Here is a 16,932-nt window from a genome sequence, read left to right on the forward strand (position 1 = left end):
AAATCGTTCAGGAAAGGGTAGGTGGGCACCGTGAAAATCAAGGTGGGCCGGATATTCTTAAGTGTTGCCATACTAATAGTCCTAGCCATCGTCGGCACCGGTTGCAGTGAGGAAGCGGTGCCGGCTGAATCCGCAAAGCGATTTCCGGATAACCCCAATCTGGGAGTCTCCTATGAAGGAAAAGAACTTCAGGAGATATGGATGGCCGGGGGCTGCTTTTGGGATGTGGATGCCTATCTCTCAAGAATTTACGGTGTGGCCGATGTGACGGTGGGCTATGCCAATGGGAATAGTGAAAACCCCACCTATGAGGATGTTTGCTATCGGAATTCGGGACACGCTGAAACGGCCTATGTCCGCTATGATCCGGAGCGGGTTGATCTGGAAACCATTCTGGAATACTTCTTTAAGATCATCGATCCAACCTCACTGAACCGGCAAGGGAATGATGTGGGTACTCAGTACCGCACAGGGATCTATTATCAAAATGAGGCTGACCGCGAGATCATTCTTAAGGTTATAACAGAGGAACAAAGCAAGTATGAAAAGCCTATGGTTACTGAAGTGCTCCCTCTGGCCCATTTTTATGAAGCGGAGGAATATCACCAGGATTACCTTGTCAAGAATCCTGATGGCTACTCCCATATTGATTTCTCCCCCTTAGAAGAGCAAAAACTTGTGAACATTGATCCCGGACCTTATAATAAACCCAGTGATGATCTGCTGCGTAAAACCTTGACTGATCTGCAATATGCCGTTACCCAAAAGGATGCCACGGAACGAGCTTTTGCTAATGACTATTGGGATCATCATGAACAGGGCTTATATGTGGATGTGGTTACGGGAGAGCCCTTGTTTACTTCCAGGGATAAATTTGATTCGGGAACAGGGTGGCCCAGTTTTACCCGGCCTATTGCTTCGGAAGTCATCATTGAAAAAGAGGATTCCACCCTTGGTATGAAGAGAATCGAGGTGCGCAGCCGGGCCGGGGATTCCCATCTGGGGCATCTCTTTAACGACGGCCCCCCGGAAGATGGCGGGCTTCGCTATTGCATCAACAGTGCTGCCCTGCGCTTTATTCCCCTATCCGAGCTGCAAGAGGAAGGTTATGGACAGTATCTGAGCAGGATTGAATGATAGCTTCAGGCTGTGGCATTGTTAAATTCAGGCTGTTGGCGGGAAAGTGAGGGTTCAAAAGACCATGTATAAACTGCTGATTGTTGATGATGAGCCCATTATTCGCCAAGGCATTAAACAGCTCATCAATTTCCAGGAACAGAGCATCAGTGAAGTTTATGAAGCTGAAGATGGTGCACTGGCTCTGGCTATTGTCCGGGAAAAGCGCCCGGATATTGTGCTGGCCGATATCAACATGCCCAACCTGGACGGTCTTAATTTAGCCCGGGAGATCAAAGCCGTGGACCCGGAAATCCGGGTGGCGATCATTACCGGCTATGATTATTTTGAATATGCAGTCACAGCCTTAAAGGCGGGAGTGGACGATTACCTGCTCAAACCGGTTTCACGCAGCGATATCCTGGAGCTCTTGAGCAAGCTGGTCAATGATCTTAAAGAAAAAACGGAGCAAAGACGAGCTATGGATTCCTTGGCAAGCCTGAAACAATTAGAGCATGGGGGAAATGAAGGCCACCATCACTATCGGGAGATGATCCTGCAGGTGATGAACCATTCCCTCTCTGATCCGGCTTTTTCCCTCGGTCGTCTTGCCGAAGCAATCAACTTGAGCAGCGGCTATCTGAGCACAGTCTTTAAACAGAATTTTGGCATTCCTTTTCAGGAATATCTTACAACCATGCGCTTGGAACGCTCCAAAATATTGCTGTTGGTCACATCCTACAAGATCTATGAAATTGCCGAAAAAGTTGGTTTTGACGATCCAAGTTACTTCAGTACGTGCTTTAAAAAACGCTATGGCCTGTCACCCAACAGCTACAGGGATACTATGGGGGGAAATATATGATGAAACCCTGGCGTTTATGGGGTATTCGTACTCAGATTCTGGTCTTTTACCTTGCAGCGACCTTGTTTATCGTCGGGGCCATGGGACTGGCTCTTTTCTTCAGCACCACAAGGATTGTGAGCCAGGAAGTGGCCAAGACCACGGCTACAGCCATCGATAAAAGCGGCCGTCAATTGGAAATGTATATTGATCAATTAAAAGGGCTTTCTGATCTATTGGCAGAAAGCCCTCAAGTGCAGCGGTACTTCGACCAATCCGGCCCTGACGATGTGGCCGGTGACGAGGGGCGAGATATCGAAAGAATCATTCAAGGAATGTTGAACACCAATCCCGAGATTGCCTCCATCATTCTGATCGGCGCCAAGGGGCAGCTCATTACCAACGAGCAGAATTTAGAGATGCATTATTCAGGGGATATTCAGGATCAGGAATGGTATCAGGAGGCACTGGGGAGTACCATGCCCATCCTTACCTCGGCAAGAATGCAGGAATTTTCTATGGACAAGGATAATTGGGTCATTTCCCTGGGGCGGGAGCTTACAGACGAGAAGAAGAAACACCTTGGCGTGTTGCGTATCGATCTGAAATATGATGCCATCGAATCCATTTTGAAAGATATGAGTCTGGGCCAAGAGGGCTACTCCTATATACTTAATCAAAGTCAGCAAGTGGTCTATCATCCCAATCCGCAGTACTTCAGCCAGGAAGAAAAACGCTTGGAGCTCATAGACATGCTGGAGATGGAAGGCAAGGAGCTTTCCCGGGAGTATAAGCTTACCCATCGCTATAACTTAAACAACAGCGATTGGGTCTTGGTGGGTGTGGCTTCTCTGGATGGGGTCAGGCGCATGGAAGCGGAGATCATCATCGTGCTGGTTGTCCTCGGCTCAGTCCTCCTCTTGGCAGCCTTTGGGAGCAGCGCTATCTATGCGGGCAGCGTGGCCCGGCCTATCCGCCAATTGGAGAAAGCCATGGAAGAGGTGGAAAAGGGGTCGTTGGCTACAGAAGTAGGGGTGGTAGGGAGTGCTGAGATCGCCAGCCTATCCACTCATTTTCTCTCCATGCTGGATCGCATTCGGGAGCTGATGCAGGAAATCAGGAATAAGGAACAGTTTTTACGCGCCAGTGAATTAAAGACCCTTTATAGTCAGATCAATCCCCATTTTCTGTACAATACCTTGGATACCATTGTCTGGCTGGCCGAATTCGGCAATACAGAGCGGGTTATCTCCGTGAGCAAAGCCATGGCGCGTTTTTTCCGGCTATCCTTGCGCGGCGGCAGCGAAACCACCACTGTTCGGGATGAACTGGATCATGTACGCCAGTACTTGTTTATTCAGAAAGAGCGCTATCAGGATAAATTGTCCTATGAGATTCAGGCAGAGGATGGTTTAATGGATATAACCATACCTAAGATCCTTCTCCAGCCCTTAGTGGAAAACGCGATCTATCATGGCCTTCGTAAAATGCCGGGGGGAGGAATGATCCGCATCACGGCCCGAAAAGGGGAGAAGGAGGAGTTGTTTTTAGCCGTTGAGGATAATGGCGGGGGATTTGAGGACGCGGAGAAGGGAAAGGATCCCCTCCGGCTCGGTGGTGTAGGCCTGAAAAATGTGGCAGAGAGGATCCGGCTCTATTATGGAGAAGACTATGGACTATCTATCGCTAACCGCCCTGGACAGGGGGCCACGATCATCCTGCGTTTGAAGACGACGCTGCCTGTTCCTTAAGCGCCCCCAGTGAATATGTGATTGGAGCTGATTTGGTTAGAGCCATTTTGGTTAGAGTCGGTTTGTCAGAGCCGGTTAGGTGTTACAGTTTAATAGTTTGCAAAAGATGAAGCCGCTCCCGGGCTTCTCTATTTTTATATGGGGCTTAATCTGGCATAAATCAAATGAAAGCGTTATGATAGAAGAAGAATTCTTGCCCAGTATTCTGTCATACTTAAAACGATGAGGAATTAGGTGTTCAGAGTACCAGGCACAGAAAGGAGATATTCAGCAGATGAAATCTTTTCTTTCAAGCTGTACCACAGGAGGATGCGGAGCCAAAATCGGACCCGGCGAATTATCGAAGGTTCTTTCCGGTCTGCCCGTTTTTCAGGATCCTCAGCTTCTGGTAGGCTTTGATGCTTCAGATGATGCGGCAGTTTATCAGATAAATGAAGATACAGCCATCGTTTCTACCGTGGATTTCTTTACCCCCATGGTGGAAGATCCGCGCACCTTTGGACGCATTGCCGCGGCTAATGCCTTAAGTGATGTCTATGCCATGGGTGGGAGCCCTCTTTTTGCTTTGAACCTTGTCTGCTATCCTGAGCGGGAGGACATCCAGGACTTGGGGGAGATCTTGGCAGGAGGAGCGGAGAAGCTCCAGGAAGCGGGAGCTGTTCTCTGCGGAGGGCACTCCATCTATGACCGGGAGCCCAAATATGGCCTGGCGGTCACCGGGCGGCTTAATCCCCGGCAGATCTGGAAGAACAATACCCCCCAGCCCGGGGATCGGCTGATCCTTACCAAACCCCTGGGAGTTGGTATTGTCATGGCTGCCCTGCGGGGAGAAATGGCAGAAGCGGCGGCTGTAGAAGCAGCCCTGGCCTCCATGCAGCGCCTCAATAAATACGCGGCTGAAAAAGCCCGGGACTTTCCCATTCATGCCTGCACGGATATCACCGGCTTTGGACTCCTTGCCCATACCCGGGAGATGGCCGGTGGGTCCACGACCATTGTGCTCCACCCCTCGGAGCTGCCTTATATTGCTCAAGCTTATACTTATGCCCAAGGCTATCTCCTGACCGCAGCCGGCCAGCGCAATCGCAACTTTATGGAGGGCGCGGTGGAATTCGGGGATACCCCCTTTCCGTTACAGGAGCTGATGCTCGATCCCCAGACCTCGGGCGGCCTGCTGCTCAGTGTCCCCGGAGACTGTGCCCAGGAGGCTTTGCGTGCCATACAGGAGACAGAGCCCCAAGCAGCACTGATCGGAGAAGTCCTCCCCCGCCAGGACTTCCCCATTCTTCTAGGGTGAATCAAGGGGACAGGTCCCGTTTTTCATGCTGCCCCGTCTGCTTCCCGAGCGGGCAGCATGATGAACATAAATTTGCTTCATCAGTGATAACCTAAACCAACATGAAGCAGCATGGCAGTCTGACAGTATTAGAACACCGCCGGCTTAGCCTGCGGATTTAGATAAGGAGGACGATTTAATGATAACCATCGATGCTCTGGGACAAGTGTGCCCCATCCCTGTGATTCGTGCCAAGAAAGCCCTGGAGGGATTGGGCGAAGCAGGGGGAGTCGTGGCGGTACTGGTGGATAACGATATATCGCGGCAAAATCTGCAAAAGATGGCCGAAGGTATGGGCTATCAGAGTGAGTATCAGGAAAAAGACAACGGCGTCATTGAAGTCACCATTGTCGCTGGAGAAGGCTGTGCTGTTGAAACCTCCAGAACGCCGGCAGATTCAGGCCTGGTGGTCGCCATCGGGCGGAACACCATGGGAGAAGGCAGCGAAGAACTGGGACGAATTCTCCTTAAAGGGTTTATCTATTCCCTCAGAGAGCTGACCCCGCCGCCTGCCCGCCTTCTCTTCTTTAATTCCGGAGCCTATCTGACCAGTAAGGACTCTAACAGTATAGAAGATTTAAAAGCCATGGCGGCTCAAGGGACCATCATTCAAACCTGCGGTACCTGCATCAACTATTATGGTATTACCGAGCAACTGGCAGTAGGCCAGGTGGCCAATATGTATGATATTGTCACCGCCATGGCCGAGGCCAAACGCCTCATCAATATTTAGTCTCATCACTATTTAATAGTGAAATTTCCAAAATTACAGCGCAAGTGAGGTAAGAACATGGACATTCAAGAGCGGGTCGCCAAGCTCAGAAAACTGATGACAGATCATGGCCTGGCTGCCTATATTATTCCCAGTTCCGACTCCCATCTCAGCGAATATGTGGCCGACCACTTTAAAAGCCGGCAGTGGATTTCCGGCTTTACCGGTTCCGCCGGAACAGTAGTCATTACTCTGAAGGATGCCGGTCTATGGACAGATGGCCGCTATTACATTCAAGCGGAACGACAGCTCCGCAATTCAGGAATTCGTCTGTTCAAGGCAGCCGACCCTCAAGTGCCCAGCTATACAGAATGGTTAAAAGAGAATTTACCGGAGGGAAGCACCCTTGGCTTGGACGGACATGTTTTTTCGGCCAAACAGCTTAGAGACATGGAAAAAGAATGGGCGGGCAGAATTACCATAAAATTCGACCAGGATCTGGTGGGGCAGCTATGGCAAGAGCGTCCTCCCATCCCGGCCGCTGATATCTTTGTTCATGACGTAAGCTATGCGGGGCGTTCCCGGGTCGAGAAGCTCAATGAGCTTCGTCAGCAGATGAAGGGCAAGGGAGCCAATGTTCATGTACTGACAGCTTTGGATGATATCGCCTGGCTCCTAAATATCCGGGGAGCCGATGTCCCCAACAACCCGGTGACCATTGCTCATGTCCTGGTTACCGAGGATGCCTGCACCTTATGTATCGATCCGGGCAAGGTTCCGGCTCCGGTAAAAGCCGAGCTGGAGAGAGATGGAATCCAAATCAAAGACTATGCCGCTGTCGCCGGGCTTCTGCAGGGCCTTGGCGGGGATGATGCCGTCCTTATCGATCCTGAGAGCGTCAACGCGTTCCTTGACCATGCCATCCATCCCCAAACGAAAAAGATTGAGGGAGCTAACCCCACAGCAATGCTGAAGGCTGTCAAAAATGAGACAGAACTGGATAACCTGAAAACCAGCAATATCCATGACGGAGTGGCGATGGTCCGTTTTATCAAATGGCTCAAAACCACCCTGGGCAAGGAAGAAATAACTGAGCTCTCGGCTGAAGATACCCTGGAAACCCTGCGAAGAGCAAACAAGGAATGTGTGGGCCTGAGTTTCGATACCATTGCCGGCTATAAAGACCATGCTGCCATGATGCACTATAAGGCCACTGCGGAAAGCGCTTACACCTTGGCGGCCGAAGGATTTCTTTTGGTGGATTCAGGCGGTCAATACTTCGGCGGCACCACCGACATCACCCGTACTATCGTTTTAGGCCCCCTGACTGAAGAAGAAAAAAGAGATTTTACCCTGGTGCTGAAGGGACATATCGCCTTAGCCACCGTTAAATTCCTTTACGGTGCTACAGGCTCCAACTTAGATGTCCTGGCCAGACAGCCCATCTGGAAATACGGCATGGATTACAAATGCGGTACAGGTCATGGAGTGGGTATGTTTTTGAATGTTCATGAAGGCCCCCAGCGGCTGAGCCAGACCCCTAATGCCGTAAAACTGGAAGCAGGGATGATCCTGACCAATGAGCCCGGTATCTATAAAGAAGGGAAACACGGCATTCGCACCGAGAATATGATGGTGGTGAGAAAAGCCGAGGAGACTGAATTCGGCCAATTTATGGGCTTTGAAGCTGTGACCTATTGCCCCATCGACTTAGGGGGTGTGGATCAAAGCCTCCTCACAGAAGAAGAGCAAACATGGCTGGATGACTACAACCAAATGGTCTACACCACCCTGGAGCCTTATCTGGATGCTGAAGAAAAAGCCTGGCTGGCTCAGGAATGCGGCAGATAAGACTTAAATTACTGAATACCCTGGAATCAGGCTTTCAGCCTTGTGAAGCTGAAGGCTTGATTTTTTATGGTTGCAAAGCTAGACTGATTACAAATGGACAATAACAAAATGAGATGGTGTCCAAGAGATTAATGGCACAAAAACGTCATTAGAGGAGAGAACGGGATGAAATTAATATCATGGAATGTCAATGGCCTGCGGGCTTGTCTGAATAAGGGCTTTATGGACTTTTTCCAGCAGGAGCAAGCGGATATCTTTTGCCTGCAGGAGACCAAGCTTCAGGAAGAGCAGATCCCTTTCCAGTTGGAGGGGTATCACGCCTATTGGAATTTTGCTCAGAAAAAGGGTTATTCCGGAACCGCAGTCTTTGCCAAGAAAGAACCCCTGAGTGTGTCCTATGGGATCGGCCAGGAAGAGCATGATCAGGAAGGGCGGGTCATTACCCTTGAATTTGATACCTTTTACCTGGTCACGGTCTACACCCCCAACTCGCAAAGGGACTTGGCCCGCTTGGATTATCGCATGATCTGGGAAGCGGAATTCCTCGGTTATCTTAAAAACCTGGAAAAATCCAAACCGGTGATCCTTTGTGGCGATCTCAATGTCGCCCATACGGAGATCGATCTCAAAAATCCCAAAACCAATCGCAAAAATGCTGGCTTCACTGATGAAGAACGGGCAAAATTCAGTGAACTGCTTAAGAACGGCTTTATCGATACCTTCCGCCATTTCAACCCGGATAAAAAAGAAGCTTACACCTGGTGGTCCTACATGTTCAACGCCCGGGCCAATAATGCAGGGTGGCGTATCGACTACTTTTGTGTCTCGGAAAGCCTGAAGAATGAGCTCAAAGACGCCATGATCTACGATCAGATCATGGGCTCCGATCATTGCCCGGTGGGCCTGGAAATTTTCTGATTCCCGTATATTAATAGTTTGTTGACCCTCAGATAGTGTGAGGACAAACTAAAAAAGAAAAAGGAACTGACACCTCGCGAACCTTATTCCGGTTCAAAAGCTGTCAGTTCCTTTTTCTCTTGGCAAAAATAAAAGATTGACAGAGTGAGAGTCAGAATATATAATTCCGATATGTCATACTAAATGTATAGGAATTATATAAATGTGTTTGAGCAGATAGTTAAGCAAATATTTAAGCAGATAGTTGAGCTGCAGAGGCTCTATAGAATGGACTGAAAGAGAGGCCGGCATGAATTTAAATTGGGAATTCATTCTTCAAAACATTCCTTTATATGAAAAAGCGGCCTGGCTTACTTTAAAGCTGGCTTTTTGGGGGACACTGTTCTCCCTGCTCCTTGGCCTGATCTGCAGTGTCATTATGTATTACCGTATACCTCTTTTAAAAACGATCATGGGAGGGTATATAGAGCTCTCCCGGAACACCCCTTTGCTGATCCAGGTCTACTTTCTCTATTTTGGACTGCCCAAGCTGGGGGTGACATTAAGTGAGACGGCTTGTGCAATTCTTGGTCTTTCCTTTTTAGGAGGGAGCTATATGGCTGAGGCCTTGCGCGGCGGAATGGAAGCGGTGAGCAAATCCCAGATTGAATCCGGCCTGAGCTTAGGGCTTTCACGGTGGCAGCTGATTCGCTATGTGGTATTCCCTCAGGCGTTTTCCTTCAGCATCCCGGCCCTTGGCGCCAACTGTATCTTCTTGCTCAAAGAAACCTCCGTCCTCGGGGCCATCGCTATTCTCGATCTTATGAATGTTACCAAAGATCTGATCGGGATGTATTATCAGACCGTTGAATCCCTCTTAATGTTGGTTGTTTCTTACTTAATCATCCTGTTGCCTTTGTCTTTGTTCTTGACTTGGTTGGAGAGGAAGGTGCGCTATGCTGAATTCGGCCCTTGAGATGCTTTTTACCTCACAGAATATAGTGCGTCTGCTGGAGGGGTTGCTGGTTACAGTAAGGATTGCCTTGATCGCTATCTTAATCTCTGCCTGCACAGGAATTGCCTTTGGTCTGCTCATGACCATGAAATCCAAGATCATCAAGGTGCTCTGCCGCCTTTACCTGGAAGCCTTCCGAATTATTCCCGTCCTTGTCTGGTTATTCATCGGCTATTTCGGCATAACCTCAGTCTTTGCTATTCATCTGGAAGGTGAGGTCATCGTCATCATTGTCTTTATTCTCTGGGGGACGGCAGAAATGGGTGACATCGTCAGGGGCGCCCTGGAGTCCTTGCCCCGTCATCAGAGCGACTCCGGTAAAGCGCTGGGTTTAAGCTTTGGGCAGCTTTACCGGTATGTTTTAATCCCTCAGGCTGTAAGACGGATGCTGCCCGCCACGATTAACCTGGCCACACGGATGGTCAAGACCACCTCCCTTGCGGTACTTATCGGGGTGGTGGAAATCCTCAAAGTCGGTCAGCAGATGATCGAGAACGCCCGCTTTACCGTTCCCACGGCCTCCTTCTGGATTTATGGACTTATTTTTATTCTGTACTTCATCATGTGTTATCCATTGTCCCGTCTGGCCAAGAGACTGGAAGCCAAGTGGAGCAGTTAGGAGTGATTCAATGAGCAATGATTCAATAAGTGGTGGTTCAATAACTAATGAGCAAAGAGAAATTTTACTGACCATCAAGGATTTGCATAAAGAGTATGGGGGCAAACCCGTTCTTAAGGGGATTGATCTCCAGGTCCCCAGAGGTGAGGTCATTGTGGTTTTAGGGCCCTCCGGATGCGGTAAAAGCACTCTGCTCCGCTGCCTTAACGGTCTTGAACCCATTCAAAAAGGAGATATCCTGCTGTCAGGTCAAAGCCTGATCAGAGGAAAAGTCGATTGGGGGCAGATTCGTCAGCAGATTGGTATGGTTTTTCAAAACTATGATCTTTTTCCCCATATGACGGTGATTGAGAATATTCTCCTGGGGCCTGCAAAGGTACAGAACAGGGAGCGCAGCCAAGTCATGGAGCAAGCCAAGGCCCTTTTGGAAAGAGTGGGGTTATTCGATAGAATGGACGCTTGGCCAAGGGAGCTATCCGGAGGCCAGAAGCAAAGAATCGCTATCGTCAGAGCCTTATGCATGAATCCGGAGATCATGCTTTTTGATGAGGTGACAGCATCCCTTGATCCGGAAATGGTCCGGGAAGTTCTTGACGTGATGCTGGGCCTGGCCAAACAGGGAATGACCATGATCATTGTCACTCATGAGATGGGCTTTGCCCAAGCCGTCGCCGACCGGGTCGTCTTCATGGATTCAGGTACTATTTGTGAAATTGCCGGTCCCCAGGAGTTCTTCAATAACCCACGCACCGAGCGGGCGAAGCAATTTCTTAATATATTTCAATATTAGTGCCGGTGCGCCAGGCGGGTGCAGCAATACTGCAGCCTTCCGCAGCGTTCCATAGGTTTTCACAGTGCCGGGCAACTAGAGCCAAAGGAAAGCTATAAAAATATCCCAAAAAGAAGAGAAGAAAGGTTGAGAGAAAAGATGAAAAAGATGATCAGATCCCTGGCCCTCGTTCTGGCCGGAGCGTTGCTCTTGGGCGGACTTGTGGGGTGCGGCCAGACAGGCGGCGACCAAGCCAATAATGCCAACAACGCCTCCCCAGCAGGCTCCCTGGAAGAAATCAAGCAGCGGGGAACCCTGCGGATTGGGGTGTTCAGCGATAAGCCGCCCTTTGGTTATGTAGATGCCAATGGCCAGAATCAAGGCTTTGATGTGGAAATCGCCAGACGCTTCGCCAAAGACCTTTTAGGGGACGAATCCAAGGTAGAGTTCGTATTGGTGGAGGCTGCCAACAGAGTACCTTATCTGGAATCCAACAAGGTCGACATTATTATGGCTAATTTCACAGTGACAGAAGAAAGAAAGCAAAAAGTGGATTTTGCCAACCCCTATATGAAAGTTGCCCTGGGGATCGTCTCACCTGACGGAGCCTTGATCACCTCTATCGACCAGCTTCAAGGGCAGAAGGTTATTGTCAATAAAGGAACCACGGCTCAGGATTATCTGACCAAAAACCACCCGGATCTGGAACTTCTTAAATATGATCAAAACACGGAAGCCTTTGAAGCCTTAAAAGATGGCCGGGGAGCCGCCTTAGCTCATGACAATACGGAAGTCCTCGCCTGGGCCAAATCCAATCCGGGCTTCACCGTAGGTGTACCTACTTTAGGCAGCACGGACACCATTGCACCGGCAGTAAAGAAGGGCGACACCGAACTCTTAAACTGGATCAATCAGGAGCTGGCAGAGCTTGCTAAAGAAGATTTTGTAAGGAAAGCTTATGAAAAAACCCTCCTGCCCGTGTACGGGGACGATGTAAAACCTGAGGAGCTGATTGTCGAAGGCGGGAAACTTTAAGCCCAGAGTATATATATCTAAATATATATCTAAGGATAATAAGGAGTAAGACGGTTCTCATCCTGCTTTAGCCGGGGAGAGCCGTCTTCTGTTATGAAAAAGATCTGAAAAGGAGCCGCAAAAGCCTCAGAAAAATGCTGAAAAGCTACGCGACTCGTACAATCCCTCTACAATAATTTTGTTATAGAGCAGATTGACATTAGTGCCAAGATGTAATAATATAGTGCCAATGACGATTTTCATCGTCATCAACTAAATACAGCCCATTTCTTATCAAGAGTGGTGGAGGGACTGGCCCGATGAAACCCAGCAACCGGTATTCAGATGAATACAACGGTGCTAATTCCTGCGATGGAAGCATTGATAGATGAGAGAGGAATTTTTGGTGATACCCTCTTTCTTGGAAAGAGGTTTTCTTTATTTTAAAGACAAACCCATTCAGAATGAACGAAGAATTTTCTAAGTGTAGCGAAGGGAGAATACTATGCCGATCAATGTACCCGATGGCCTGCCCGCAGCAGAAATACTCACCAAAGAGGATGTGTTTATTATGGAAGAGAGGCGTGCCGAGCATCAGGACATTCGCCCTCTCAGTATTGTCATTCTCAATCTCATGCCCAATAAGATCGTAACCGAAACACAGATTCTCCGGCTCTTAGGGAATTCCCCCTTGCAAGTGGATATTACCCTGCTTTACCCGGAAACCCATCACTCCAAGAATACCCCGGAAGAATACCTGATTAAGTATTATCAGACCTTTGACAGCATCAAAGATCAGAAATTTGACGGCATGATCATTACCGGGGCCCCTATCGAGCAGATGCCCTTTGAAGAGGTTGATTTTTGGCCGGAGCTGCAGAAGATTATGGACTGGAGTAAAGCCCATGTCTTTTCCACTCTTTTCATTTGCTGGGGAGCCCAGGCCGGGCTTTACCACTTCTTTGGTGTTCCCAAGTATCCTTTGCCGGCGAAGATGTTCGGTGTTTTCCCTCATACCTTAAACCGCAAGGATGTCCGCTTGCTCAGAGGTTTTGATGACGTTTTTTATGTGCCTCACTCCCGGCATACAGAAGTCAGAAAGGAAGATATCGTCAAGGCGCCGGAGCTGGAGATTCTTTCCGAATCTGAGGAGTCCGGAGTCTACCTGATCGGGACCAAGGGTGGCCGGCAGATTTTTGCCACAGGTCATTCCGAATACGATCCCCATACCCTGAAAGCGGAATATGATCGGGATATGGCCCTGGAGCTCCCCATCAACATTCCTCAGAACTATTACCCCGGGGATGATCCCAGGAAGACGCCTCTCGTCAAGTGGAGAGGGCATTCTAATTTGCTTTTTGCCAATTGGCTCAATTACTATGTCTATCAGGAAACACCCTATAACCTTGAAGAACTGGGCAATAGATAAAATACAAATACCACGATAGAAAGAAGGATGTCGGATGCCGGATTATACAAAAGATAGGGAGGCTGCTTGGCAGCTTCTCAACGAGTATGTAAAAAGTGAAACCCTATTGCGTCACTCCATGACAGTGGAAGCGGTGATGCGCCATTTTGCTTCCCTTTATCAGGAAGATCCCGACCTTTGGGGAAATATCGGCTTATTGCATGATATTGATTTTGAGATGTACCCAGATCAACACTGCCGCAAAACCCGGGAGATCCTCACCCCCCAAGGCTTGCCGGATGAATTTATCCGGGCTATTGAAAGCCATGGCTACGGTCTGGTCCATGATGTGGAGCCCCGGGAGAACGTGGAAAAGGTCCTGTTTACCATTGACGAATTGACAGGTCTGGTCTCAGCCACGGCTTTGCTCCGTCCCAGCAAGAGCCTTCACGACCTGACCGCTAAATCTGTCAAAAAGAAATGGAAGCAAAAGAGCTTTGCGGAGAATGTCAACCGGGAAGTGATCGAAGCTGGAGCCAACCGCTTGGGCAAGGATTTGAACGAGATCATTGAAGAGACCATTAAAGGAATGCGCACCGTCGCCGTTGCCATCGGCTTGGAGGGCAATATCGAAGCAGGTGCCGAAGCAGGAAAATAATTATTTTGCTGATAACTCTTGACAAAAAGCTGTGTAATAGATTAGAATCATAACAACGTCAATCTATAATCCAACACGATGAAAGGACGTCCGGCGCCGAATATGTATAGAGAGCTGACGGTTGGTGCAAGTCAGTCATAGAAGCGAAGCGGATTCCATCCTGGAGTGGCCAATGATGAATTGTGACGGGTTCCGCCCGATATCGCGGACATAAGTTGGCCGATTACGGCAACATGGGTGGCAACGCGGGAATAACCTCTCGTCCCTGATTGGGATGAGAGGTTTTATTTATTTTCTGCGCGGCACTGCCCTAGTTCTCCTTAAGGATACTAAGGAGGATAGGGCAGGATTCACTGCCCATTAACCGTAAAGGCTGAAACTTGGGTGGCACCGCGGAATACCCGCCCCAATGACTGGGGTGGGTTTTGTCTATTCTGGACAAACCAATATCTGTAAACGTTCATAAAACATGATAAATAAGGAGGATATTTCAAGATGAAAAGAGTGTACAATTTTTCAGCAGGGCCGGCTGTATTGCCTGAGGAAGTCCTGAGAGAAGCCGCCGAGGAAATGCTGGATTACCAGGGAACAGGCATGTCCGTCATGGAAATGAGCCACCGCTCCAAGACCATTGAAGGCATGATGAACGAGGCCGCCCAAGACTTAAGGGACCTGCTGAAGGTTCCTGATAATTACAAGATCCTCTTCCTCCAGGGAGGGGCCTCCCAACAATTTGCCATGGTTCCCATGAACCTGATGAAGAACCGGGTAGCGGATCACCTGAACACCGGGCAATGGGCCAAGAAAGCTATTTCCGAAGGAAAACTCTACGGCAAAATCAATGTCGTCGCCTCATCAGAAGACCAGAACTACTCCTATATTCCGGATCTTAAGGATTTGAAATTCTCCGAGGAGGCAGACTATGTCTACATCTGCCACAACAATACCATCTTCGGCACCAAGTTTAATGAGCTTCCCGAGGTGGGAGATAAACCTTTAATCGCCGATATGTCTTCCGATTTCCTATCCGAACCCATCGATGTCAGCCAATACGGAATTATTTTTGCCGGAGCTCAGAAGAATGTAGGGCCCGCCGGGGTCGTGATTGTCATTATCCGGGAAGATTTGATTACAGAGGACGTTTTGCCGGGAACTCCCACTATGCTCAAGTATAAAGTCCATCTGGATAACAATTCCGCCTATAATACACCGCCGGTTTATGGAATATACATCTGTGGTAAAGTGTTCAAATGGCTCAAAAAGCTGGGCGGACTGGAAGCTATGCAAAAGATCAACGAGGAAAAAGCCGCCATCCTTTATGATTATCTGGACGCCAGTGCCATGTTTAAAGGAACCGTAGCGAAAAAAGACCGCTCCTTAATGAATGTTCCCTTTGTGACAGGCTCTGAAGAACTGGATGCCAAGTTCATCAAAGAAGCCAAGACCGCAGGCTTTGAGAACCTTAAAGGATACCGCACAGTAGGCGGGATGAGGGCCAGCATTTACAATGCCATGCCCATCCAGGGGGTCAAGGATTTAGTGGAATTCATGAGAAAGTTTGAAGCAGAGAACAAGAAAGGATAAGATGGCAATCCCTGCCGTTGCAGGAGCTGCATTCAATAGATAACAATAATACAGAGTAAAAGAAAAAACAGTAAAGAAAACTAAAACAGTAAAGAAAAATAAAGAGGAGTGTTTTACAATGTTCAAAATCAATTGCCTGAATAATATTTCCCAAGCGGGTTTAAAACTGTTCACCGATCGCTATGTTGACGTGGACCGCTATGAAGATGCCAACGGCGTTCTCGTCCGCAGTACCTCCATGCATGATCTGGAACTGCCCCCTAATATCGAAGCCATTGCCCGGGCCGGGGCCGGAGTCAATAACATCCCCCTTGATAAATGCGCGGAAAAAGGCATCGTTGTCTTCAACACCCCCGGCGCCAATGCCAACGGAGTGAAAGAAATGGTGATCGCCACCATGATTATGGCCGCCCGCAATCTGGTGGGTGGAGTGAATTGGGTGAACTCCTGCCAGACGGATCCTGAAGTAGCCAAACTGGTGGAAAAGAATAAAGCCAAGTTTGCCGGAACAGAGATCAAAGGCAAAAAATTGGGGGTCATCGGTTTAGGCGCTATCGGCATCTTAGTGGCCAATGCCGCCAACAAACTGGAAATGGATGTCTGCGGCTATGATCCTTATATTTCTGTGGAACACGCCTGGAAGCTCTCCAAATATATTAAACCGATCAAAAATACGGAAGAAATCTATCGGGAATGCGACTTTATTACCATCCATGTCCCCTTAACCGATTCCAACCGCGGCATGCTCAATAAACAAGCCTTTGAGCAAATGAAGGACGGCGTAATCATCCTGAATTTCTCCCGGGATACCCTGGTGGATGAAGAGGCCCTGATTGAAGCTCTGAAGACCGGAAAAGTCGCCAAATATGTGACAGACTTCCCCAATCCTAAGGTCTGCGGAGTGGAAGGAGTCATCGCCATTCCCCATCTGGGCGCCTCCACGGCGGAATCCGAAGAAAATTGCGCAGTCATGGCCGTAGAGCAAATCATGAACTACCTTGAGCATGGCAACATCAAGAATTCCGTGAATTTCCCCAATTGCGATATGGGAGTCTGCAACCAAGCCGGACGGATCGCCATCAATCATAAAAATATTCCCAATATGCTGGGCCAATTCACCTCCACCTTAGCCAAAGAAAACGTCAATATCTCTGACCTAATGAACAAAAGCAAAGGCTCCTACGCCTACACCCTCATCGACATCGAAACCCCCGCCGGCCCCGACATCATCACCAGACTCAAAGAAATCGACGGCGTCCTCAAAGTCCGTGTCATCAAATAGCAGTGAATCAAGGGGACAGGTCCCATTATTCACCTGCACCCCAATGAATCAAGGTACCTGTCCCCTTGATTCATCC

15 protein-coding genes and 1 riboswitch are annotated in these 16,932 nt (G+C 48.9%); all 15 genes read left to right on the plus strand.

What is annotated here, in order from left to right:
* Positions 1 to 30: 30 nt before the first annotated feature.
* The 15 genes from msrB to DESLBE_RS19330 all read left to right on the plus strand — a co-directional run bounded on the left by msrB (position 31) and on the right by DESLBE_RS19330 (position 16,856).
* Entirely contained in the window at positions 31 to 1,137 is a 1,107-nt protein-coding gene (gene msrB / locus DESLBE_RS19260; RefSeq protein WP_018212207.1) for a peptide-methionine (R)-S-oxide reductase MsrB, read from the plus strand.
* Positions 1,138 to 1,201: 64 nt separating this feature from the next.
* Positions 1,202 to 1,981 carry a response regulator gene (locus DESLBE_RS19265; protein ID WP_005815859.1) on the plus strand — a complete coding sequence of 260 codons (780 nt, stop codon included), beginning with the start codon at positions 1,202 to 1,204 and terminating at the stop codon, positions 1,979 to 1,981.
* Positions 1,978 to 3,711 carry a sensor histidine kinase gene (locus tag DESLBE_RS19270; protein WP_144677937.1) on the plus strand — a complete coding sequence of 578 codons (1,734 nt, stop codon included), beginning with the start codon at positions 1,978 to 1,980 and terminating at the stop codon, positions 3,709 to 3,711. Before DESLBE_RS19265 ends, DESLBE_RS19270 begins: the two co-directional genes overlap by 4 nt.
* Positions 3,712 to 3,985: 274 nt before the next feature.
* A complete protein-coding gene (selD, locus tag DESLBE_RS19275) occupies positions 3,986 to 5,008 on the plus strand; it encodes a selenide, water dikinase SelD (protein ID WP_144677938.1) in 1,023 nt (340 codons plus the stop codon).
* Between the two features lie 178 nt (positions 5,009 to 5,186).
* Positions 5,187 to 5,780: a sulfurtransferase-like selenium metabolism protein YedF gene (yedF, locus tag DESLBE_RS19280; RefSeq protein WP_144677939.1), complete on the plus strand. Its 594-nt coding sequence runs from the start codon at positions 5,187 to 5,189 to the stop codon at positions 5,778 to 5,780.
* Positions 5,781 to 5,837: 57 nt separating this feature from the next.
* Entirely contained in the window at positions 5,838 to 7,610 is a 1,773-nt protein-coding gene (locus DESLBE_RS19285) for an aminopeptidase P family protein (RefSeq protein ID WP_144677940.1), read from the plus strand.
* Between the two features lie 165 nt (positions 7,611 to 7,775).
* Positions 7,776 to 8,528 carry an exodeoxyribonuclease III gene (locus DESLBE_RS19290; protein WP_011462044.1) on the plus strand — a complete coding sequence of 251 codons (753 nt, stop codon included), beginning with the start codon at positions 7,776 to 7,778 and terminating at the stop codon, positions 8,526 to 8,528.
* A gap of 289 nt (positions 8,529 to 8,817) precedes the next feature.
* Positions 8,818 to 9,483 carry an amino acid ABC transporter permease gene (locus DESLBE_RS19295; protein WP_015945322.1) on the plus strand — a complete coding sequence of 222 codons (666 nt, stop codon included), beginning with the start codon at positions 8,818 to 8,820 and terminating at the stop codon, positions 9,481 to 9,483.
* Positions 9,464 to 10,141, plus strand: coding sequence for an amino acid ABC transporter permease (locus tag DESLBE_RS19300; RefSeq protein WP_144677941.1), 678 nt, complete (start codon positions 9,464 to 9,466; stop codon positions 10,139 to 10,141). Before DESLBE_RS19295 ends, DESLBE_RS19300 begins: the two co-directional genes overlap by 20 nt.
* 40 nt (positions 10,142 to 10,181) lie before the next feature.
* Positions 10,182 to 10,931 carry an amino acid ABC transporter ATP-binding protein gene (locus DESLBE_RS19305; RefSeq protein ID WP_144678691.1) on the plus strand — a complete coding sequence of 250 codons (750 nt, stop codon included), beginning with the start codon at positions 10,182 to 10,184 and terminating at the stop codon, positions 10,929 to 10,931.
* A gap of 138 nt (positions 10,932 to 11,069) precedes the next feature.
* The gene (locus tag DESLBE_RS19310) at positions 11,070 to 11,945 is read left to right on the plus strand and encodes a cysteine ABC transporter substrate-binding protein (RefSeq protein WP_144677942.1); all 876 of its coding nucleotides are present in this window, start codon (positions 11,070 to 11,072) and stop codon (positions 11,943 to 11,945) included.
* A 267-nt stretch (positions 11,946 to 12,212) separates the two neighbouring features.
* Positions 12,213 to 12,319: riboswitch (SAM riboswitch) on the plus strand.
* A 110-nt stretch (positions 12,320 to 12,429) separates the two neighbouring features.
* On the plus strand, positions 12,430 to 13,353 hold the full coding sequence (gene metA / locus DESLBE_RS19315) for a homoserine O-succinyltransferase (protein WP_144677943.1): 924 nt from the start codon (positions 12,430 to 12,432) through the stop codon (positions 13,351 to 13,353).
* 34 nt (positions 13,354 to 13,387) lie between these two features.
* Positions 13,388 to 13,990, plus strand: coding sequence for an HDIG domain-containing metalloprotein (locus DESLBE_RS19320; protein WP_144677944.1), 603 nt, complete (start codon positions 13,388 to 13,390; stop codon positions 13,988 to 13,990).
* 495 nt (positions 13,991 to 14,485) lie between these two features.
* Complete coding sequence (gene serC, locus DESLBE_RS19325; RefSeq protein WP_015945317.1) at positions 14,486 to 15,574, plus strand: 3-phosphoserine/phosphohydroxythreonine transaminase; 1,089 nt, start codon at positions 14,486 to 14,488, stop codon at positions 15,572 to 15,574.
* A 118-nt stretch (positions 15,575 to 15,692) separates the two neighbouring features.
* Positions 15,693 to 16,856 carry a phosphoglycerate dehydrogenase gene (locus DESLBE_RS19330; protein ID WP_144677945.1) on the plus strand — a complete coding sequence of 388 codons (1,164 nt, stop codon included), beginning with the start codon at positions 15,693 to 15,695 and terminating at the stop codon, positions 16,854 to 16,856.
* The last annotated feature ends 76 nt before the right edge of the window (positions 16,857 to 16,932 follow it).

Origin of the sequence: Desulfitobacterium sp. LBE (assembly GCF_007830365.1) — a bacterium.
Taxonomy (GTDB): domain Bacteria; phylum Bacillota; class Desulfitobacteriia; order Desulfitobacteriales; family Desulfitobacteriaceae; genus Desulfitobacterium; species Desulfitobacterium hafniense.

What these genes read in the sequence shown, in the direction of transcription:
- DESLBE_RS19295 (WP_015945322.1), top strand. Translation starts at nt 8,818, where the DNA reads ATGAATTTAAATTGGGAATTCATTCTTCAAAACATTCCTTTATATGAA.
- DESLBE_RS19330 (WP_144677945.1), top strand. Translation starts at nt 15,693, where the DNA reads ATGTTCAAAATCAATTGCCTGAATAATATTTCCCAAGCGGGTTTAAAA.
- DESLBE_RS19300 (WP_144677941.1), top strand. Translation starts at nt 9,464, where the DNA reads ATGCTGAATTCGGCCCTTGAGATGCTTTTTACCTCACAGAATATAGTG.
- yedF (WP_144677939.1), top strand. Translation starts at nt 5,187, where the DNA reads ATGATAACCATCGATGCTCTGGGACAAGTGTGCCCCATCCCTGTGATT.
- metA (WP_144677943.1), top strand. Translation starts at nt 12,430, where the DNA reads ATGCCGATCAATGTACCCGATGGCCTGCCCGCAGCAGAAATACTCACC.
- DESLBE_RS19285 (WP_144677940.1), top strand. Translation starts at nt 5,838, where the DNA reads ATGGACATTCAAGAGCGGGTCGCCAAGCTCAGAAAACTGATGACAGAT.
- DESLBE_RS19270 (WP_144677937.1), top strand. Translation starts at nt 1,978, where the DNA reads ATGATGAAACCCTGGCGTTTATGGGGTATTCGTACTCAGATTCTGGTC.
- selD (WP_144677938.1), top strand. Translation starts at nt 3,986, where the DNA reads ATGAAATCTTTTCTTTCAAGCTGTACCACAGGAGGATGCGGAGCCAAA.
- DESLBE_RS19320 (WP_144677944.1), top strand. Translation starts at nt 13,388, where the DNA reads ATGCCGGATTATACAAAAGATAGGGAGGCTGCTTGGCAGCTTCTCAAC.
- DESLBE_RS19290 (WP_011462044.1), top strand. Translation starts at nt 7,776, where the DNA reads ATGAAATTAATATCATGGAATGTCAATGGCCTGCGGGCTTGTCTGAAT.
- DESLBE_RS19310 (WP_144677942.1), top strand. Translation starts at nt 11,070, where the DNA reads ATGAAAAAGATGATCAGATCCCTGGCCCTCGTTCTGGCCGGAGCGTTG.
- DESLBE_RS19265 (WP_005815859.1), top strand. Translation starts at nt 1,202, where the DNA reads ATGTATAAACTGCTGATTGTTGATGATGAGCCCATTATTCGCCAAGGC.
- serC (WP_015945317.1), top strand. Translation starts at nt 14,486, where the DNA reads ATGAAAAGAGTGTACAATTTTTCAGCAGGGCCGGCTGTATTGCCTGAG.